Below are 20,115 nucleotides of genomic sequence, written 5' to 3'. Positions count from 1 at the left end.
TGCGGGGGAGTCGACGACCTACCAGAGGTCGAGGACGGGGGCGAGGTCGACCGCGCCGTCGGCGGTGATGACCACGTTGCGCTCGAAGGTGGCGGCGGTGCCGCCCATCACGACGAAGCGCTCGAGGGCGAGGGTCATGCCGACCTCGATGGGCCGGTCGTTCTCGGGGCGGATCCACGGGGCCTCGAAGCCGAGCCCGAGACCGTGGCCGCCGGCCTGGAACTCGGCGTGCTCGAAGTCGTAGCCGCCTTCGGCGAGCAGCTCGTCGGCCGCGCGGGCGAGGTCGCCGACGGTCGCGCCGGGCTTGGCCGCGTCGGCGGCGGCGTCGATGGACGTGCGGGCGAGGCGGTAGGCCGCCTCCTGCGCCGCGGTCGGCTCGGCGCCGACGACGCGGCTGCGGGCGAAGTCGAAGAAGTAGCCGCGGTAGGCGCCGGTGAGGTCGACGGTGAAGAGGTCGCCGGCCTGCAGCACCCGGTTGGAGTAGGTGGGCGGCGCGGGGATGCCGGGCGCCTCCGCGCCGAAGGTGTAGACGAAGGCGTTCGCCATGACGGCCTCGTTGCGGGTGAGCTCGGCGACCATCGCGGCGACCGCGTCAGTCTCTCGCGCACCGGGCACGAGGAACTCGGCGCCCGCGGTGAGCGCCAGGTTGCCGATCTCGCCGGCGCGGCTGAGCAGCGCGATCTCGGTGTCGGACTTGATGGAGCGCACCGTCTCGACGAGGTCGTCGGCGAGCACGAGCGCGCCGCGGCGCAGGCCCTCGGTGGCGTGGTCGACGGCGGCGAGCTGCTTGGCGGTCATCGTGTCGCTGCCGACGACGCCGATGCGCAGGCCGGTGCCGCCGCGCAGCGCCTCGCCGACGAGCTCGCCGAGGCTGCCGCCGGTGCGGCCGTCGAGGGCGAGGTGGCGGGTGGCGCCGATCGGCTCGGCGTCGACGTCCTCCGAGCAGAGCACGAGCTCGTCGGCGGTGACGACGACGGCCGCGTAGCCTCGGTCGCTCCAGACGCCGGGCACGTCGCGGATGGTGGGGAAGACGGCGTAGTGGCCGCAGAGGTAGAGCACGTTGCCGTAGCGCTCGATGGTGCCGCCACCGCGACCCCAGACGACGATCGCGTCGAGCTCGGACTCGGCCATCAGCCGGCGAACGTGCTCGACTCGGGCGGCGTACTCGCTCGGGGTGATCTGCAGCTCGACGGACACTGACAACTCCTTCGTTGATTCACCACTTGACTACTGGTTAGTTTGTAGGACGATTAGTCGGAGAGTACCGGCGGACGACTCCGGCGTCAACGCCCGAGCTTGCTGGGCAGGACGGACCGTCCGGAATCCCCCGCACGGGCAGTCGAGCTGATTCAATCGACTCGGAAGGGAACCGCATGGACTGGACTGAGATCGAGCAGGGTCGCACGCTGTCGGTGCCGGATCGGCTTTCGATCCGGCTGGAGCGACTCATCCTCGACGGCACGCTGCAGCCCGGCGAGAAGCTCCCGCCCGAGCTCGAGCTCACCGAGCGCCTCGGCGTCTCGCGCGTCTCGCTCCGGCAGGCGCTGCACGAGCTCGAGCGTCGCGGCCTCATCGACCGCAAGCCCGGTCGCGGAACGGTCGTGCTCTCACCGGCCGACGCGCGGGATGCCTCGGGCGCGGCCCTCGCCGAGGTGCTCGGTTCGACGGGCGGGGAGATCGCGCACATCCTCGAGCTCCGCTCGATCATCGAGCCGCCCATCGCCGCGCTCGCCTCGCAGCGCGCGACCCCGCGCGACCTCGTGCAGCTCGAGCAGCTCGTCGACGAGATGGCGTCTCCCGAGTCGAAGGAGCACTACGCCGAGCTCGACCGGGCCTTCCATCAGGCGATCGCCCAGTACACGCACAACCCGCTGCTCGCGATGCTGAACGAGCAGATCGCGAACCTCATCGCACCGAGCCGCTCGACCGCGCTGCAGACGCAGGAGCGCCGCGACACCTCGACCGCCGCCCACCGGCGCATCCTCGCGGCGATCGCCTCGGGCGAGCCCGAGGTCGCGCAGCACGAGGCCGCGCTGCACATCGGCGCCGTGCGCGAGCAGATCGAGCACGCCGCGGCCGCGCTCGCGGCGGGCGACGGCACCGCCTGAACCGAGACATCCGGCCGACCGCACCGCGGCATGCAGTGGCGGCAGCACCGGCTGAAGGGCGACCGGCGGGAAGTTTGACAGTTGGTAGGACCAAGTGCCACGCTGTCAGCACCGACGCATCCGCCGTGCGGATCGACGCGTCGCGATCGTCTGCAACGAGAAGGCCCCGCCCATGACCACCAGCTCACCTCTCGGCGCCGTCGCGAGCTCGCACTACCTCGCCACCGAGGCCGGCGCGGCCGCGCTCCGAGCCGGCGGCACCGCCGTCGACGCCGCCATCGCCGCCGCCGCGGCCCTCTGCGTCGTCTACCCGAACAACGTCGCCCTCGGCGGCGACCTCGTCGCGCTCGTCCGCAGCCCCGAGGGTGAGATCAGCTTCGTGAACGCGACCGGCCGCTCCGCCGCGGGCGAAACGCTCGACGCGCTCCGCACCCGGCACGACGGCGGCCTGCCGTCCCGCGGCGTCGACACCGTCACGGTGCCCGGCGGCATCCGCGGCTGGGAGGCGCTCGCCGCGATCGGCGGCCGTCTGCCCTGGGCCGATCGCCTCGAGGCCGCCCGCCGCTACGCCCGTGAGGGCGTGCCCACCGCGACCTCCGTCGCCCGCGCCATCCGCGACGAGCGCACCGCCCTCGAGGCGGACGCCGGATGCCGCGCGCTCTTCCTGCCCGGCGGCCGCGCCCTCGACGAGGGCGAGCCGCTGGTGCAGCCCGCGCTCGCCGACACCCTCGACCGCATCGCCGAGCACGGCCCCGACGAGTTCTACACCGGCGAGACCGCGGCCCGCTGGATCGACGGCCTCGCCGCCCTCGGCAGCCGCATCACGGCGGCCGACGCCGCGGCCGCCCGCGTCATCGTCGAAGCGCCGATCTCAGAGACCCTCGACGAGCTCGAGGTCGTCACCGCCTCGCCGAACACGCAGGGCTTCTCGCTGCTGCGCACCGTCCGGGCGCTCGCGAACGGCCTGCTCGGCACGCCCGTCGACGCCCTCGGCGCGAAGGCCGGGGCGCTCGCGGCCGTGTTCCACGACAACAACCGCGTCCGCGGCGCCTGGCTGTCCGACCCCGACGTCGCCACCATCGACGCCGCCGGGCTCGTCGCCGCCGACGTCCCGCCGCTCGAGGAGCTCCGCGCCGACCTCCCGGCCACCGGCGACACCGTGGGCCTCACCGCGGTGAGCGCCGACGGCTGGGCCGTGTCGCTCGTGCAGTCGGTCTACTGGGCGTTCGGCGCCTGCGTACTGGAGCCGAGCACGGGCGTGCTGTTCCAGAACCGGGGCACCTCGTTCTCGCTCGACCCCGGCCACCCCGCCGCCTTCGGACCGGGTCTCCGCCCGCCGCACACCCTCATGCCCGTGCTCGTGCTGCGCGGCGGCGAGCTGCTGCAGGCGCAGGCCACGATGGGCGGCCAGGCGCAGCCGCAGATCCACGCGCACCTGCTGCTGCGCACCCTCGCCGGCGCCTCCGCACTCGAGGCGACGAGCTCGCCGCGCTGGGTCGTCGGCGTGCAGGACGCCGGCGACGTCGAGGCCACGATCACGATCGAACGGGATGTGCCGGAGGCGACGCTCACCTCGCTGCACGCGAGCGGGCTGAAGCCCAGGCTCGTGCCGCCGCGCGACGAGAACCTCGGGCACTCGAACCTCATCCGCGTCGTCGACGGCGGCTACGACGCCGCGAGCGATCCTCGCTCGGACGGCTCGGCGATCGTCGTCGAGGCCGCCGCCGAACTGCTCGAGGAGGCCGCCCGATGATGCAGGAGCGCACCCGCCTGTCGATCTGGATCCTCATCCTGCTCGGCGTCATGATGGGCTACTTCTCCGGCCTCTTCGGCGTCGGCGGCGGCATCGTGCTGGTGCCCACGCTGATGCTGTTCGGCGTCGACCAGCGCATCGCCGCAGGCACCTCCACGGCCGCGATCCTGCCCACGGCGATCGTCGGCACCGTGACCTACGGGCTCACCGGCCACGTCGACTGGATCGCCGCGGCACTCATCGCGGTCGGCATGATCGCGGGCGCGCAGCTCGGCACCTACCTGCTCGCCAGGCTGCCGCGCGCGGCGCTGTTCTGGGGCTTCCTGGGCTTCCTCGCGATCGTCGCGGTGAGCCTCTGGCTCGTCGTGCCGCAACGCGACGCCGAGATCGAGCTCAACGTCTGGCTCGGTGCCGCGCTCGTCGCGCTCGGCGTACTGACCGGCATCCTGTCGGGCCTCATGGGCGTGGGCGGCGGCATCGTGGTCGTGCCCGTGCTGATGTTCTTCTTCGGCGCCAGCGACCTCGTCGCCAAGGGCACCTCGCTCGCGATGATGGTGCCCGGCTCGATCTCCGGCACGATCGGCAACGCCCGCCGTCGCAACGTCGACCTGCGGATGGCCGCGATCATCGGCGTCACGGCGTGCGTCGCCTCGCCGCTCGGCACGTGGACGGCGCAGGCCATCACCCCGTTCGTCTCGAACGTCGCGTTCTCGGTGCTGCTCGCCTTCGCCGCGTGGCAGCTCGTCCAGAAGCACTTGAAGGCCCGGCGCGCCGCGGCCTGACCGCTCGCCCGGCACCGCCGGGGATGACGAAGGGGGCCCGCCATGCCGGCGGGCCCCCTTCGTGGTGTCGATCAGTAGCTCGAGACGCTGCCGGAGTTGACGGCCGCCACGATGATGACGATGTAGATGATGAAGAAGATGACGCCGAGCGCGGTGAGGATCGCGCCGACGATGACGCCCGCCTTGGCGAGGCCGTTCGGGTAGCCCGCCTTCTTCGACTGCGACTGCGCCACCGCGCTGATGATCAGACCGATCAGCGGCGTGATGATGGCGAGCACGAGACCGACGATGCCGAGGGTCTTGCCGGGGTAGTCGGCCGGCGGCTGAGCGGGAGTGTTGCTCATGAGGGGTGCCTCTCTGGGGTAGGGATCACGCGCTCCCGCGGAGCGCACCCGAGAGCGTATCGGGGGAAACGGCGGCGCGGCAACGATTTCGCCGACTTAAGTAGACAAATGACCCCCGTTCCGTCCGGAACGGGGCATGGACATGGCGGGCGAGCGGGCGTAAGCTGCGTGTTCGGTCGCCTGAGCGGCCGAGTCCGGCCGCATCGACGGCCCGCAGGATCGAGAGAGAGGAGCGAATGATGACCGACGCCTTCGTCGCGCGTTCAGCAGACACCCTCCTCGAGGCCGCCGCCTCCTAAGCCCGTCGCGGCACCGGTGGCCTCACGATCCGAAAGCCACCATCGTGAACTTCCTCTCGTCTCTCGACGACTCCATCGGCGCGCCGCTCGACGCGGCATCCGGTCTCTTCTTCTCCGCCGCCGAACCCGGCGACGGTCAGCGCTGGTCGACCTGGCCCGCCACCATCCCCACCGAACGCGGCCCCGAGCCGCGACCCGACTGGCTCGTGACCTCCGCCGGCGCGATCGACACCGAGCTCGGCGTCGTGAAGAGCGGCAAGGAGGCCGACCTGTTCCTGCTCGAACGCGCCGTGCCCGGCGCCCGGCCCGGCACCGTCGGCGAGCACGTCGTGCTCGCCGCGAAGCGGTATCGCGGCTTCGAGCGCAGCGACTTCCACCGCTCGTCCATCTACACCGACGGCCGCGGGACCCGCCGCAGCCGCGACCAGCGCGCCATCGACAAGCGCTCCACCTTCGGCCGCGAGGTGGCGCGGGTGCAATGGGCGAGCACCGAGTTCCAGGCGCTCAGCGAGTTGACCCGGCTCGGGGCGGCCGTGCCGTACCCCGTGCAGGTGCAGGAGACCGAGGTGCTGATGGAGTTCATCGGCGACGACCGGGTCGCGGCGCCGCGGCTCGCCCAGGTGCGGGCGGAGCCGGCCGAGCTGCGGGAGCTGTTCCACCAGCTCGTCGAATTCATGCACGTGCTCGCCGGGGCCGGACTCGCGCACGGCGACCTCTCCCCCTACAACGTGCTCGTGCACCACGGCCGCGTGGTCGTCATCGACCTGCCCCAGGTCGTCGACGTCATCGCGAACCCCGCGGGACTCGAGCTGCTGCACCGCGACTGCGTGAACCTCTGCGAGTGGTTCACCCGGCGCCGGCTCGAGTGCGACGCGGACGAGCTGTTCGGCGAGCTGGTGGGGGTGCTGCACTGGTAGCCGGCGACAGGCATCCGCGGAACCACGTGGATCGCACGCCCCGCGATACAGTGCAGACGATCGACGCCGATCCCCGGACGAGCGCCGTCACCACCCGTTCACCGGACCTCGGGAGACTGCCGCCATGACCGACCCCACCGCACCGCAGGGCGGCGAGCCGAGCGGCGGCACTCCCGCCGACGGGCGCCCCCGCAACTTCCCGCCCGCCCCGATGACGAGCGCGGAGGGCGCCGCGGCGACCATCGGCGTCGGCACGGAGCAGGTGGAGGCGGTCACGGAGGCCGGGGCCAGGCGCGGCCGCATCCTGGCCTGGGGCCTCTGGGACTGGGGCTCGGCGGCGTTCAACGCCGTGGTGACGACCTTCGTCTTCACGGTCTACCTCACGAGCGAGTCCTTCGGCCCGAACGGCACGGTCGAGGCGCAGCTCGGCTGGGCGCTCGCCGGCGCGGGCCTGCTGATCGCGCTGCTCGCACCGATCACCGGGCAGCGCTCCGACACGAGCGGGCGGCGCAAGCTCTGGCTCGCGGTGAACACCTTCCTCGTCGTCGCGTGCACGCTCGCGATGTTCTTCGTGCTGCCGGCGCCCGAGTACCTGCTGCTCGGGCTCTTCCTCGTCGCGGCGGGCAACGTGTTCTTCGAGTTCGCGAGCGTGAACTACAACGCCATGCTCGTGCAGGTCTCGACGCCGCGGTCGATCGGCAAGGTCTCGGGCTTCGGCTGGGGCATGGGCTACGTCGGCGGCATCGTGCTGCTGCTCATCGTCTACTTCGGCTTCATCCAGCCCGAGGTGGGCTGGTTCGGCGTGACCGGCGACGACGGCCTCGCCGTGCGGGTGTCGATGCTCGTCTCGGCCCTGTGGTTCGGCCTCTTCGCCCTCCCCGTGCTCTTCGCCGTGCCCGAGTACCGCGGACCTGCCGTGCGGCGCGAGCGAGTGGGCTTCTTCGCCTCGTACAAGCGCCTCGGCGGCGACGTCGCGAAGCTCTGGAAGGAGGACCGCAACACGGTGTGGTTCCTGCTCGCGAGCGCCGTGTTCCGCGACGGACTCGCGGGGGTGTTCACCTTCGGCGGGGTCCTCGCGGCGTCGGTGTTCGGCTTCTCGGCGGGGGAGGTCATCGTCTTCGCCATCGCGGCGAACGTCGTCGCGGGCATCTCGACCATCGCGGTCGGCGCGCTCGACGACCGGCTCGGCGCGAAGCCAGTCATCGTCGTCGCCCTCATCGGGCTCGTCGTGAGCGGGCTCATCGTGTTCTTCCTGCACGACGGCGGTCAGCTCGTGTTCTGGACCGCGGGCCTCGCGCTCTGCCTCTTCGTCGGCCCGGCCCAGTCGGCGAGCCGCACCTTCCTGGCGAGGCTCATCCCGGCCGGTCGCGAGGGCGAGGTGTTCGGCCTCTACGCGACGACGGGCCGTGCGGTGAGCTTCCTCGCCCCGACCGCCTTCGCGATCTTCGTCACCCTCAGCGGCAACCGGGCGTACTTCGGCATCCTCGGCATCGTCCTCGTGATCGCCGTCGGGCTCGCGCTGCTCATCCCGGTGAAGTCGACGCGGACCGCACCGCCCGCTCCGCGCGACTGAGCGGCGGCGGGATGCCTCGGGCCGCCTCGTCGGCGACCGCCGTCCGAGTCAGCCGCGGCGCCAGCCCTCGGCGAAGCGCGCGAACAGCTCGGCGAACTGCGCGCGCTCGGCCTCGCTGAAGCCCTCGAGCGCGCGCTCGACCGCGCCGCGGCGGCGGCCGAGCAGGGACCTGAGCGCGTCGCGTCCGCTGTCGGTGATGACGAGGATGGCCCGACGAGCGTCGTGCGGGTCGGGTTCGCGCCGGATGTGCCCGGCCGAGACGGCGGCGGCGACGAGCCGGCTCGCGCGGGGCTGATCGACGCCGATGCGCTCGGCGAGCTCGCCGACCGAGGCGGGGCCGTGTTCGTCGAGGAGGTGGAGCACGCGGAGCGCCGCCTGGCCGCCCCGACCGCCCGGGCCGCGCCAGCTGCCGCGTTCCGGATCGCGGAAGGGCGAATCGCCGTGCGGGGCCTCGCCGCGGTGCCCGCCGCCGTGGGGACCACGACCGTGATGCCCGCCGCCGTGCGGCCCACGGCCCTGGTGACGCGCGCCGCTCTCCTCACCGGCCTGGAGGCCCGCGCCGTGGTGGCCGCCGGAGTGCGGGCCGAAGCCGCGAGGGCCGCCGCGAAGCATCCCGAGCGCGGTTTCGATGCGGGACACCGGATCGGCCGAACCCGAGCGTTCGCTGGGAGCTCCTTGACCTCGATCAGACATACATGTCATAGTACATATACATGTCATAAGGCATGCAATGTCGAATCATCGCGCATCGCGCGCCGGGACCCGCCGAGGCGGGCCACCGAGAGAGGAATATCATGACCACCCACGAAGACCACCCCACCCCCGAGCCGACCGAGCCCAAGGTCGGCGCCCGCCCGTTCGGGTTCTGGCTCAAGCTCGTCGACCGCCGCCTCTCCGAGGAGATGGCGGAGCTCTTCGCCGACGAGGGCCTCAGCCGCCGAGACTGGCGCGCACTGAACCTGTACGCCGGCGCCGCAGAGGACGAGCGGCTCGCCGCCCGCCTCTCCGAGCGGCCGAAGCTCGCCCGCCGGCTCGCCGAGCACGGCTGGCTCGAACGCGGCGAGCTCACCGAGGAGGGACGAGCGGCGCGCGAGCGCCTGCAGTCCCGCGTCGACGGATTCCGCGAACGGGTCGCCGGCGCGGTGTCCGACGAGGACTTCGCGACCACGCTCCGCACACTCGAGGCGATCGCCCGCGAGCTCGGCTGGGACGAGTCGCAGCCGATGCCCCGGGGCCGCCGCGGCGGCCGCCGCTTCCACGGCGAGCGCGGGCGGTTCCCGCGCGAGCACGGCTTCCACGGGCACAACCCGCACGAGCATGGCCACCTCGGCCCCCGCGGCGAGCGTCACGGCGACCACGGCTTCGGGCACGAGCACTGCGGGCACGAGTCGCGCGACGGGCACGACGAGCGCCACGGCGGTCGCGGCCACGGTCGCGGCCACCGCCGCGAGCAGCTCGAGGTCCACGTGCACCTGCACCACTGAGCCGCCGCCTCGGCCCCGCCGGGACATCCACCCGGAGCGCCGGTCCCGAATGGGGCCGGCGCTTCGTCGTGTTCACTCAGCGCAGGGCGGCGCCGGGCTCCAGCACGCGCTCGGCGAGCTCGGCGGGCACGCCGAGGGCGAGCAGCCGCGCCCGGTACGCGCGCCGGGCCCGCAGGTAGGGCAGCTCGTCGTCGCGGATGACGGCGAGGAGGTTCATCAGCTCGAAGGTGCCCTGGATCTCGAAGGCGAGCTGCTCGGGCTCGTCGCCGGCGGGGTCGAGGCCCGGCAGCTCCCCGCGCTCGGCGGCGAAGCGGGCGGTGAGCGCGAGGTAGCCGAGCCAGTCGTCGAGCTGCGCGGCGACCGCGTCGCGCACCTGGCCCGGCTTGGCGTGGAAGTCGGCGGCCGCGGCGGAGAAGAAGCAGCCGCCCGGGAACACCCGGTCCTGCGAGTAGGCGACGACCCGGTCGAGCAGGGCCACGAGTCGGCGCACCCCGCGGGGGTGCACGCGTGCGGGGGCGATGACTGTGGCCGCGAAGCGTGCGCTCGCGGTCTCGACGGTCGCGAGCTGGAGCCGCTCCTTGCTGCCGAAGAGGGTGGCGACGCTCGACTTGCCGACGCCGGCGGCGTCCGCGATGCGGGCGATGGAGAGCTGGTCGAGCCCCTCGATCGAGGCGAGGTCCACGGCCTGGGCGAGCACGACGCGGCGCGAGGCATCCCCGCGTGCGCGACGCCCGTCGGTCACCGTCTGCTGCCCCATGCTCGCCTCCTCCACTCGATTTTACGCACGATCGTGCGTAAAGTAACCCGTACGATCGTTCGTATTCATTGAACGCCACCTCGGAGGCCGCCATGCCGAAGCTCCCCGCGTCCGTCGCCGCACGCATCGCCGTCGCGCGCGCCGCCGCCCCGCGCAGCCCGCGCCTCGCCGCGCACGCCGTGCTCCCCCTCTTCACCTCGACGCGCCCGCGCCGTCCGGTCGCGTCGCGCGAGCGGGCCATCCACGACAGCGCCAGGCGCAGCACCTTCACCGCCGCGGGCCACGAGCTCGTGAGCTACGAGTGGGGCGCCGGCGCCCAGGTCGTGCTGCTCGTGCACGGCTGGCGCGGGCGGGCGAGCCAATTCGCCCCGCTCGTGCGCGAACTGCGCTCCGAGGGCTTCCGCGTCGTCGCCTTCGACGCGCCCGCGCACGGCGGCTCCCCCGGGCGCCGCGCCGACATCCGCGACTGGATCGCGGCGATCGAGGCGCTGCAGCAGCGGCACGGGCGCTTCAGCGCGATCGTCGGGCACTCGCTCGGCGGCCTCGCCGCGATGACCGCCGTCGCCGAGGGCACGAGCGCGGGCGGCGTGGTCGCGATCGCGAGCGTCGGCGACGCGGCGGTGACCACGAACGTGTTCGCCGGCGCGCTGCAGCTGGGCGATCGGGCGGCCGCCGAGCTCGCCACGGCGTTCATCCACCGTGTCGCACCGGGACTCGACCCCGCCGCGGTCTGGCGCCGCTTCGACCGGGTGGCGCACCCGATCCCAGCCCCCGTGCCGCTGCTGCTCGTGCACGATGCCGCCGACCGCGAGGTCCCCGCGAGCGAGAGCGAGCGCCTGCGCGCCGCGCACGACGACCGCGCTCGCGCGATCGTCGTCACCGGCTCCGGCCACTCGCGCGTGCTCGGCCACGACACGACGCTCGACGCCGTGACCGCCTTCGCGCTCCGGGGCCTCGCGGGCGTCGATGCACTCGCGCCCGTCAGTGCGGGTTCGGCGCGACCGACAGCGTGACGAGCACCCGGGCCACCGCGTAGCGCGTCCGCCCCTGCGGCGAGCGCGGGTCGTAGCCGAGCCGGCGGCCGAGCACGAGCAACCGTTCCTGCACGGTGGAGTGGTGGATGCCGCAGCGCGCCGCCGCCCCGCGCACGCTGCCGGTCTCGGCGAGCGCGTCGAGCAGCGCGATCGCCCGGGGGTCGAGCGCGGCGAGCGTGACGGCGTCCGGGTGCGGCTCGCTCCGCGCATCGGCCGCCTCGGCGAGCAGCAGCAGACCGCCGAGCTCGGCGGCGTCGACGAGCGGCCGAGCGTCGTCGGTGAGCCGGAGCGCGACGAGCGCCGAGGCCCACGACTCCGGGAGCCGTTCGGGCGGCAGCGCGAGGCCAAGTCCGAGCTGCGCCGTCTCCGCGCGAACCGAACCGGGCTCCTCCGCGCGCCGCAGCACGGCGCGCACGAGACCGTGGCGCGTCGCGACGACCGCGCTCGGGGCATCCCTCGGCGGCTCCGCGTCGTGCGGCGCGGCGACCGCGCGCACCCGCGGCTCGGCGTCGAGCTGGAGCCGGGCGATCGCGGATCCGCGCTCCTCGGCGGTCGCGTGCGGATTCACCGCGATCTCGACCGCACCGGCGAGGCCCGAGCCGCCGGCCGCTCGGCGGGCTTCCGAGATGCCGAGGGCGATCGCGAGCCGTTCCAGCACCATGGCGTCGTTCGCGTGGGGGTCCCCGCTGCGTTCCAGCCAGCACACGGCACCGTCGCCGACGGTGCGAACGCGTCCGCCGACGGGCGGGGCGACAGGACTCGGCAGTCGGCGGCCATCCTGCCCCACCCGCAGCCCTCGCGCGGAACCGAGGAAGCCGACCGGCGCCCCGCTCAACGCCGCGGCGCCGCGCAGCAGCGCTTCGGCGCCGACGCCCGCGGCGACGAGCGCGTCGAAATACGTGACGACCTTGAGGGTCTGGCTCGCCTCGGGGTCCAGGGCGGTCAGCCGCCCGACGAGTTCCTGCATGGTGCGCTCCAAGCTCTGGCGACCACGATATCCCGGTGCGGGTGGTGCTCCGCCGCCGCGGCGGAAGGCAGGCGGTGCCGGCCGCGGCGACGGAAGCCGGGGGTCAGTCGCCGAGCAGGCGCGAGACCCAGTTGTCGCGCGCAGCCGTGGAGGCCTGCGACACGGCGGCCTGCGGGGCGAGCAGGTCGAAGCCGTGGAAGCCGCCGGCCCACACGTGCAGCTCGGCCTGGACGCCCGCCTCCCACAGCTTCGTCGCGTACGCCACGTCCTCGTCACGGAACACCTCGGCGCTGCCGCAATCGATGTACGCCGGGGGCAGCCCGGAGAGGTCGGTCGCGCGCGCGGGCGAGGCGTAGATCGAGACCTCCGCCGTGCCGCGCCGCTCGCCCAGCAGCGCCGACCAGCCGGTGACGTTCGAGCCGCGGTCCCACACGCCGACGCCGTCGATCTGCTTCGTCGAGACCGTGACGTCGCGGTCGTCGAGCATCGGGCAGATGAGCAGCTGTCCGAGGAGGGCCGGGCCGCTGCGGTCGCGCGCGAGGAGCGCGGTGCCGGCCGCGAGCCCGCCGCCCGCGCTGGCACCGGCGATGAGGATGCGATCGGGGTCGATGCCGAGTTCGGCCGCGTGCGCGGCGGTCCAGACCAGGCCGGCGTAGCAGTCCTCGACGGGATACGGGTCGGGGAACTCGGGGGCGAGCCGGTACTCGACGGTCACGAGCACGGCGTCGTAGCGGGCGATCCACTCGACGAAGCTCGCGACGCCGACCCAGCGGTCGCCGACGATCATGCCGCCGCCGTGGGTGTGGAAGATGCCCGGACCTACGCCGGTGCGACCACGACGGGACACGATCGACACGGCGATCTCGTCGCCGTCGTGGCCGGGGATCGTCACGTCGCGGGTCTCGAGGTCGTGCTCGGCGAGGAGCGGCGCGAGCTGGTCGAACACGACCGGGCCGGCCTGCCCCTGCCGCATGAGGGGGATGAACTCGGGGGTGATGGTCGAGGGCAGCTGGTCGCCGAGCACGGCGAGCGCGGCTTCGAGCTCGGGGTCGAACGGCGGTCGGGCAAGGATGTCGGTCATCGGTACTCCATCGTCCTGGGCCACTCCATCGTGGCGCGTGCCGTCATGCTGCCCGCTCGCACGCGCCACGGGCACCCGCCGAGCGCGGCGGATCCAGCGCGATGACCCCGCCGAACGGCGGGTCATCGCGGCGCCTCCGAAGCCTGGAGCCCGGCGTCCGAGACGCGGAGCCCCGACGGTCAGCTGCGCCGGGACCGCCGACGAGCGACGACCAGCACGATCAGGACCCCGCCGAGCAGGAGCACGACGGCGAGCGCGATGCTGCCGCCGATCACGATACCGGTGACCGCGAGCGGCGGCCCAGCTGCGGGCTCCGTCTCGACGACCGCCGGCGACGACGCGGCCGTGACCGGCCCGGCCGCACCGGGCGGGGTCGCCGTCACGGTCGCCACGTTCGTGATCGCGCCGCCGGTCAGGTCCGCCGTGCGCACCATGTAGCTCGCGGTGCAGCTGAGCTGCTGACCCGGCTGCAACGCCGAGGTCGATGGCGGGCACGTGATTGCGGAGAGGGCACCCGCGCCGGAGAATTCGACGTCGTCCACCTGCACGTCGGCGAGCGGGACATTCCCCGTGTTCGTGACCGTGAACGAGTACACGATGATCTCCCCGGCACGGCTCACCCGTTCCGTGTCCGCCGACTTCACGATCGACAGCCCCTGGACCCGTTCCGACGGAACCGCGACCGTGGACGGCTCGGATTCCACCGAGCCCGCTTCACCGCCCGGCGGAGTGCCGACCGCGGTCGCGGTGTTCCGCACCCCCTGCTCGAGGTCGGTCTGCGTGACCCGGTAGCTCGCCGTGCAGGTCACCACCTCGCCGGGTGCGAGCGAGGTCGCGCCGGCCGGGCAGCTCACCTCGGAGAGCTCGCCGGAACCGGTGAACTCGACCTCGGCGACACGCACGTCGGCGAGGGTGACGTTGCCGGTGTTCGTGACCGCGAACGAGTACGTGACCCGCTCGCCGACCGTGCGGATCACCGTGACGTCGGCGGACTTCTCGATCTCGACCGCCGGTCGCTGCACGACCGGGACCCGGACCTCGGGCTCGTTCGATGTCACCGGGTCGCCCCCACCGGGAGGGGTGCCGGTCGCGGTCGCCGTGTTCGTGAGCGCGCCCGAATCGACATCCGCCTGTGTGAGGCGGTAGCCCGCCGTGCACGTCACCGTCTCGCCGGGCCGCAGTGCGGAGGCGCCCTCGGGGCAGGCGATCTCGGACAACTCGCCCGAACCGCTGAACTCACCCTCCGCGATGGCGAGATCGGTGAGGGTGACGTTGCCGGTGTTCGTCGCGACGAAGGAGTAGGCGATGGTCTGGCCGACGTCCCCCGCCACCCCCGGATCAGCGAGCTTGCGCAGCACGAGTTCGGGCCTCGGCGCCTCTGGGACCGACGCATCGTCCTCGGTGGTGGTCACCCAGGTGCCCAGCGGATCCTGGCCCATCACGGTCGCCGCGTTGTAGATCCGGCCGCGGTCGACGTCCTCCTGCTGCACCTCGTAGCCGGCGGTGCAGCGCGTCTGCTCGCCCGGCGCGAGGGTGCGTTCAGGGCAGGTGATCGCCGAGAGCCGACCCGAGCCCGTGAACTGCGTCTCGCTCACGTACACCCGGGTGAGCGTGACATTCCCGGTGTTGGTGACGACGAAGCTGTAGTGCAGGGGCTCGCCCGCGACCAGGCCGTCGCCCGGCTCGACCGACTTCACGATCGAGATCCCGGCGTCGGGCTCCAGTTCGACGATCGCGGTGGCCGGGGGCGTCTCGATCGGCGCTCCCCTCGGCGGTGTCGCGGTCGCCGTCGCGGTGTTCACGAGGTCGTCGCCGCTGTCGAGGTCGGCCTGCGTGAGCGTGTAGCGAGCGATGCACGTCACCGACGCTCCGGGGTGCAGCGGGCCCGCGTAGCTTGCGGGGGTGCTCGAGCCGGGGCAGGCGATCTCCACCGGATCGCCCGTTCCGTTGAACTCGCCCTCCGTGATCTCGAGGTCGCGCAGGGTGACGTTCCCCGTGTTGGTGAGCCGGAACTCGTACTCGATCACCTCGCCGGCCCGGGCGGAGGCGACCGGGCGCGGCGTCTTCTCGAGCCGCATCGAGGGGTCGGGATCCTCCGGGATCGACACCTCGGACGGCGGCGAGGTGATGGTCTCCTCGGGAGCGGAGCCCGCCGGCGGAGTGCCGGTCGCCGTGACCGAATTGGTCAGGCTACCGCGGTCGACGTCCCCCTGCGTGACGGTGTAGCTCGCGGTGCAGGTGAGCTGCCCCCGCGGCGCGAGGGTGCGGTCGGCGGGGCAGTCGAGGGCCGACAGCTCCCCCGATCCGTCGAAGCTCTGCTCGGTGAGACCGACGTCCGCGAGCGTGACGTTGCCGGTGTTCGTGACGACGAATCGGTAGGTGATCTTCTGTCCCACGACCAGCTCGCGCGGGGCGCCGTCAGCCGACTTCTTCACTTCGATGCCGGGCGCCCGGTCGACCGTGACCTCGGCCGGCGAGGGCTCCGACTCGACGCCCTCGTTCTTCGGGTCGAGCCCGGTCGCCGTCGCGGTGTTGCGGATGGCCTCGCCACGGTCGAGGTCGGCCTGGGTGACCACGTAGCTGACGTAGCAGGTCACGCTCGCGTCGGGACGCAACGAGTCGGCCGCCGGCGGGCAGACGACGGATGCGATGGGCCCGGCACCCGAGAAGCTGTCCTCCCGGATGCTGACACCGTGCAGCGTGACATTGCCGGTGTTGGTCACGAGGAACGAGTAGACGACCCGCTCGCCGGGCCGCGTGGCGCGCTCGGGGCGCGCCGACTTGGTGAGGGACAGCGCGGGCGACGGGGGGAGCGGGTCCTCCACGGACCCCTCGGGGGATTCGACCTCGTTGCCGCCGGGATCGGTGCCGGTGGCGACCGCGACATTGGTGAGTTCGCCTCGATCGACGTCGGCCTGCGTCAGGGTGTACGTCGCCGTGCAGCGCGCCTGCTCACCCGGCTGCAGCGCGCCGTCGGGGCAGGCGATCTCCGACAGTTCGCCGGTGCCGCTGAACTCGGTCTCGCGGACCGCGATCCCGTCGATCGTGACGTTGCCGGTGTTCGTCACCCAGAAGGTGTAGGTGATGGTGTCGCCCGCCTCGGCGTCCTCCGCCGCGTCGGAGAGCTTCTCGATCTCGAGGGCGGGTGCCGGTACGACCTCGACCGTCGCCGACGACTCGTTCGACTCGACGCGTTCCCCGGTCGGGGTCGTCCCCGTCGCCGTCGCAGTGTTCACCAGGTCGGCGCCCCGGTCGAAGTCGGCGACCGTCGCCCGGTAGACGGCGGTGCAGGTCATCGACGCCTGCGGCGCCAGGGTGGTGACCGGGCACGTGATCTCGGGGGCGCCACCGGCACCGTTGAAGTCGCCTTCCTCGATGCGGATGTCGTCGATGGTGACGTTGCCGTTGTTGGAGACGACGAACTCGTACCCGATCGGCTGACGCACCGTGTCGACCTGCCCCCGGCTGGCCGTCTTCGTGAGCAGGAGCGATGGCTCCGCCCGCTGCGGCACGACCGCGGTGTCTGGACTCGACCGCACGGGCTCGCCGCCGGTCGAGGACCCGGTCGCCTGCGCCGTATTGCTGATCGAGCCGCGATCGACATCGGCCTGTTGCACGGTGTAGCTCGCCGTGCAGGTGACCGCGCCGCCCGGTGCGAGCCGGCCGGCCGGGCAGCGAATCGCCGACAGCTCACCGGTGCCGGTGAAGCTGGTCTCGTCGATGGCGACGTCCTGCATCACGGCGTTGCCGCTGTTCGTGACCACGAACGAGTAGGCGAGCGTCTCGCCCGCGACCAGCGCGCCGTCCGGGGTGACCGATTTGTCGAGGGTCAGCGCCGGTCGATACGGCGTGTTCGTGAACGTGCACATGATCGCGGCGCCGCTCCCGCCGTTGTCCGGCATCTCGAAGCTGCCGGTGCGTCCCGCCCCCTCGGCGACCACCACCTCGGTGTTCTGATCGACGCACCGCCAACTCGAGTCGTACCGGTTCGCATCCGAGCCGGAGCCCGTCTCGGTGACGGTGTAGCGCACGCCGGCCAGCGCGAGCACCGGGCCCGCCTTCTGCGGCTGCACACCTCCGGCCCCGCCCGCCGTGGTGGCGCTGTTCCCTCGGCTGACGCCGCCGCCGGTGATCGTCATCGTCACCTGGTCGTCCGCGGCCTTGCGACCGTCGGGGAGGTCTTTCTGCACCTCGATCGTGTTCGGCGAGGCGCACGACGCCAGGTCACCCGTGCCCGACTGACGCAGCGGGGCGTTCCGCAGCACGGCGCCCGTGGTCGGGTTCACAGTGAACACCGTCGTGTTGCTGCTGAGGATCAGCGAGCCGTCGCTGACGAAGGCGAGACCGTTGATCGCCTGGTCGGCGGGAGTCGTGATCCGGTTGAGCTCGGTGCCGGTGATGGTGACCGGGCTCGACACCGGCGCGGTCGGCAGCGTCGTCTCGATGACCCCGAGCACGTTCGTGCCGTTCGCGCCCGCGCTGTAGAAGAGGTTGCCCTGCGCGTCGAAGGCGAAGTCCCCGTTGTTGCCGGCCTGGGGCACGGCGCCCGTGGCGACTCGCCCCAAGAACTGGTTCGTCGCGGGGTTGAAGCCGAAGATGTTCAGCGTGCTCCCGGTCATGCCGCCCCAGTAGTAGACGCCGGTCGCGAGATTGATCGCACCATGCGTCATCGCGCTGCCGTTCGGTGCCGCGCCGAGGTTGGTCCACCCTTCGGCGACCATGTCGTAGGCGAAGACCCAGCGGCGGTTGTCGGGCGGGTTCGAGAGGTATGCGCCAGTGCCGTACACCGTGCGGCCGTCGGCGGAGATTCCCATGGCATTGATGTTGAGGTTGGCCTGCGGAAAATTGAACCTGGCCATCGTGGTCTGGGCGCCGGTGGCCTGGTCGATCTGCCAGATCGTCTGCGGCGTGCCGATCTGCAGGCCGTAGCTCGGCCCGCACTGCAATGGCGAGGCGGCCGCCGCCGGCGCGACGGGACCCGCGGTGACCGCTGCGAGGCTCCCGGTCGCGAGGACCACTGAGGCGAGCAGGCCGGCGAGGAGCCGACGGGGCCGCCGCCGCTCGGAGCGTGCCCTGCTGCGTGCTCCACGTGATGCTGCCCACTCGAGGTTCGGGATCCCATGGATAGCATCGGTCGCGCGCCGAAACCTGCTTGAATCTGCGGACGTTGCCCGACCCATCCCGCACCTTCCCCTCAAGGCCCGAGGCGCCCCAGGATGTCATGCAGCACTGCACGACTGGACGCCGCTCCGTGCCATCCTAAGCACGATCACTCCGCTGGAATCAAGAGGAAAGGTACGATTGGGATGCCAGAACATCGGACAGCAGGGTGCCGATGAGCAGGGGAATGGCGAACTCAGTTGCCGCGCGAGCCGGCGTCGTTCGCGCCGACGTCGGTGTGGTGGAAGTTCTGGAACGAACGCGAGGCGGTCGGCCCGCGCTGGCCCTGGTAGCGGCTCGCGTAGTCGGCGGAGCCGTAGGGCCGCTCGGCGGGCGAGGTGAGCCGGAAGAAGCAGAGCTGCCCGATCTTCATGCCCGGCCAGAGCTTGATCGGCAGCGTCGCGACATTCGAGAGCTCGAGGGTCACGTGACCGGTGAAGCCCGGGTCGATGAAGCCCGCGGTCGAGTGCGTGAGCAGGCCGAGCCGGCCGAGCGAACTCTTGCCCTCGAGGCGCGCGGCGATGTCGTCGGGCAGGGTGACCTGCTCGTAGGTGGAGCCGAGCACGAACTCGCCGGGGTGCAGGATGAACGGCTCGTCGGGCTTCACCTCGATGAGGCGGGTGAGCTCGGGCTGGTCCTCGGCAGGATCGATGAAGGGGTACTTGTGGTTGTCGAACAGCCGGAAGTACCGGTCGAGGCGCACGTCGACGCTCGACGGCTGCAGCATCGCCGGGTCGGACGGCTCGATGCCGATGCGCTCGCGTTCGAGTTCGGCACGGATGTCGCGATCGGAGAGCAGCACGCGCCCAGCCTAGTTGCTACGATGGTCTCCGTGACGTCCCAGGATGTCGCACGCCGAAGTAGTTCAATGGTAGAACTTCTGCTTCCCAAGCAGACAGCGCGGGTTCGATTCCCGTCTTCGGCTCCACTCCTCCACCGCCCCGCAGCGCCGGCTCACGCCGAATGCCGCGGGGCGTTTTTCGTCTCAGCACCCCGGATATCGGGACGGCGTGTCGGGTTCTCACGCGCGTGCACTCTTCCGTAGTTTCGAACACGCATTCGAATGCCGGATCGCCGACCGGCGGTCCGGAAGCTACGGAACGAAAGGAGGAACATGGTCTCCAATCCCTACTCCGGCTACCCGGTAACGGGCAGCTGGTACGACCACGTGTCCTACTCGGCGGGCGGAACCGACTACCCGCTCGAATACGGCACGGCGCTGCCCGCGCCCGCGGCCGGAACGTTGCGCACCAGCGGAGGCTCGGGCGAATGGGCGGCCGGCTGGTACGGCGCCGCGGGGCGGCGATCGATCCTCATGCTGGACACGCCGGCGCCTCGGCGCAAACCTGCCGAGGCGGCACCGCCCGAGGGCGGGGGCGACATGGTCGCGATCGTCTTTCAGCATCAGTCCGAGTTCGGCGCAGCTCGCCATTACGCCGAGGGAGAGACGCTCGGGTGGTCCGGCGCCTCGGCTGACGGGGCGGACTACGGCGGCGATGTGCATCTCCACGTCCACGGCCTCAACGCGTCCGGCCAGCGCGTCGACTTCACGAAATTCATCGGCCCGACCACCATCCCGCAACCCACTCCGACGGAAGAAGAGATCGACATGCTGTTCCTCATCCACGCCAACGACGCCAACGCCAACCCGGTGAACCGCTACGCCCTCGTGGGCCCCGGCTTCTGGTTCGTCACCAGCACCGTGGCCGTCGCGAACAACCTGGCGACCCGCTTCGGCAGCACGTCCGGCAGCTCGGCCAGCGTCACCTGGGCCGAGTGGGACCGCGCCTTCAAGGCCGCGGTCTCCTCGGGCTTCGTGCCGGCGAGCGGGCAGACCTCCCGCACGGTGTAACCGA

The 20,115-nt window shown here is 72.3% G+C and carries 16 protein-coding genes and 1 tRNA gene; 9 read left to right on the top strand and 8 right to left on the bottom strand.

What is annotated here, in order from left to right; genetic code table 11:
- Positions 1-18: 18 nt before the first annotated feature.
- Complete coding sequence (locus MTP13_RS05435; protein WP_243570072.1) at positions 19-1,197, bottom strand: M24 family metallopeptidase; 1,179 nt, start codon at positions 1,195-1,197, stop codon at positions 19-21.
- 176 nt (positions 1,198-1,373) lie between these two features.
- On the opposite strand from MTP13_RS05435, the gene MTP13_RS05430 reads away from it, so the two are divergent.
- The 3 genes from MTP13_RS05430 (at position 1,374) to MTP13_RS05420 (ending at position 4,643) form a co-directional block, all read left to right on the top strand.
- A complete protein-coding gene (locus tag MTP13_RS05430) occupies positions 1,374-2,108 on the top strand; it encodes a FadR/GntR family transcriptional regulator (protein WP_243570071.1) in 735 nt (244 codons plus the stop codon).
- Between the two features lie 172 nt (positions 2,109-2,280).
- The gene (locus MTP13_RS05425; protein ID WP_243570070.1) at positions 2,281-3,861 is read left to right on the top strand and encodes a gamma-glutamyltransferase; all 1,581 of its coding nucleotides are present in this window, start codon (positions 2,281-2,283) and stop codon (positions 3,859-3,861) included.
- Positions 3,858-4,643 (top strand): sulfite exporter TauE/SafE family protein, encoded by a 786-nt coding sequence (locus tag MTP13_RS05420; protein ID WP_341681257.1) that lies wholly within the window; start codon positions 3,858-3,860, stop codon positions 4,641-4,643. Before MTP13_RS05425 ends, MTP13_RS05420 begins: the two co-directional genes overlap by 4 nt.
- A gap of 71 nt (positions 4,644-4,714) precedes the next feature.
- On the opposite strand, the gene MTP13_RS05415 is transcribed toward MTP13_RS05420, so the two are convergent.
- On the bottom strand, positions 4,715-4,987 hold the full coding sequence (locus MTP13_RS05415; protein ID WP_243570069.1) for a DUF4190 domain-containing protein: 273 nt from the start codon (positions 4,985-4,987) through the stop codon (positions 4,715-4,717).
- A 343-nt stretch (positions 4,988-5,330) separates the two neighbouring features.
- Here MTP13_RS05415 and MTP13_RS05410 point away from each other — a divergent pair, with 343 nt between their 5' ends.
- Entirely contained in the window at positions 5,331-6,203 is an 873-nt protein-coding gene (locus MTP13_RS05410) for a serine protein kinase RIO (RefSeq protein ID WP_243570068.1), read from the top strand.
- A gap of 211 nt (positions 6,204-6,414) precedes the next feature.
- Positions 6,415-7,776: an MFS transporter gene (locus MTP13_RS05405; protein ID WP_424221965.1), complete on the top strand. Its 1,362-nt coding sequence runs from the start codon at positions 6,415-6,417 to the stop codon at positions 7,774-7,776.
- Positions 7,777-7,824: 48 nt separating this feature from the next.
- Here MTP13_RS05405 and MTP13_RS05400 read toward each other — a convergent pair whose 3' ends face one another.
- A complete protein-coding gene (locus MTP13_RS05400) occupies positions 7,825-8,415 on the bottom strand; it encodes a MarR family winged helix-turn-helix transcriptional regulator (RefSeq protein ID WP_243570066.1) in 591 nt (196 codons plus the stop codon).
- 155 nt (positions 8,416-8,570) lie between these two features.
- On the opposite strand from MTP13_RS05400, the gene MTP13_RS05395 reads away from it, so the two are divergent.
- Entirely contained in the window at positions 8,571-9,260 is a 690-nt protein-coding gene (locus MTP13_RS05395; protein WP_243570065.1) for a MarR family winged helix-turn-helix transcriptional regulator, read from the top strand.
- Positions 9,261-9,336: 76 nt separating this feature from the next.
- On the opposite strand, the gene MTP13_RS05390 is transcribed toward MTP13_RS05395, so the two are convergent.
- The gene (locus tag MTP13_RS05390) at positions 9,337-10,017 is read right to left on the bottom strand and encodes a TetR/AcrR family transcriptional regulator (protein WP_243570064.1); all 681 of its coding nucleotides are present in this window, start codon (positions 10,015-10,017) and stop codon (positions 9,337-9,339) included.
- 92 nt (positions 10,018-10,109) lie between these two features.
- Between MTP13_RS05390 and MTP13_RS05385 the strand changes: the two genes are divergently transcribed.
- A complete protein-coding gene (locus tag MTP13_RS05385; protein WP_243570063.1) occupies positions 10,110-11,030 on the top strand; it encodes an alpha/beta hydrolase in 921 nt (306 codons plus the stop codon).
- Here MTP13_RS05385 and MTP13_RS05380 read toward each other — a convergent pair.
- The 4 genes from MTP13_RS05380 to dcd all read right to left on the bottom strand — a co-directional run bounded on the left by MTP13_RS05380 (position 10,999) and on the right by dcd (position 19,061).
- Positions 10,999-12,018, bottom strand: a complete 1,020-nt coding sequence (locus MTP13_RS05380; protein WP_243570062.1) for a helix-turn-helix domain-containing protein — start codon at positions 12,016-12,018, stop codon at positions 10,999-11,001. The two genes, MTP13_RS05385 and MTP13_RS05380, sit on opposite strands and share 32 nt — an antisense overlap.
- Positions 12,019-12,121: 103 nt before the next feature.
- Positions 12,122-13,099, bottom strand: a complete 978-nt coding sequence (locus MTP13_RS05375) for an alpha/beta hydrolase (protein ID WP_243570061.1) — start codon at positions 13,097-13,099, stop codon at positions 12,122-12,124.
- A 179-nt stretch (positions 13,100-13,278) separates the two neighbouring features.
- Positions 13,279-18,117 (bottom strand): DUF7507 domain-containing protein, encoded by a 4,839-nt coding sequence (locus MTP13_RS05370; protein WP_243570060.1) that lies wholly within the window; start codon positions 18,115-18,117, stop codon positions 13,279-13,281.
- Between the two features lie 338 nt (positions 18,118-18,455).
- Positions 18,456-19,061 carry a dCTP deaminase gene (gene dcd, locus MTP13_RS05365; RefSeq protein ID WP_243570059.1) on the bottom strand — a complete coding sequence of 202 codons (606 nt, stop codon included), beginning with the start codon at positions 19,059-19,061 and terminating at the stop codon, positions 18,456-18,458.
- A gap of 52 nt (positions 19,062-19,113) precedes the next feature.
- On the opposite strand from dcd, the gene MTP13_RS05360 reads away from it, so the two are divergent.
- Positions 19,114-19,187, top strand: a tRNA-Gly gene (locus MTP13_RS05360).
- 186 nt (positions 19,188-19,373) lie between these two features.
- The gene (locus tag MTP13_RS05355) at positions 19,374-20,111 is read left to right on the top strand and encodes a hypothetical protein (RefSeq protein ID WP_243570058.1); all 738 of its coding nucleotides are present in this window, start codon (positions 19,374-19,376) and stop codon (positions 20,109-20,111) included.
- The last annotated feature ends 4 nt before the right edge of the window (positions 20,112-20,115 follow it).

This window comes from Agromyces soli, from assembly GCF_022811605.1.
Taxonomy (GTDB): Bacteria; Actinomycetota; Actinomycetes; order Actinomycetales; family Microbacteriaceae; genus Agromyces; species Agromyces soli.
The sequence above is the reverse complement of the archived record's forward strand: the minus strand, read 5'-3'. Positions and strand labels throughout refer to the sequence as shown.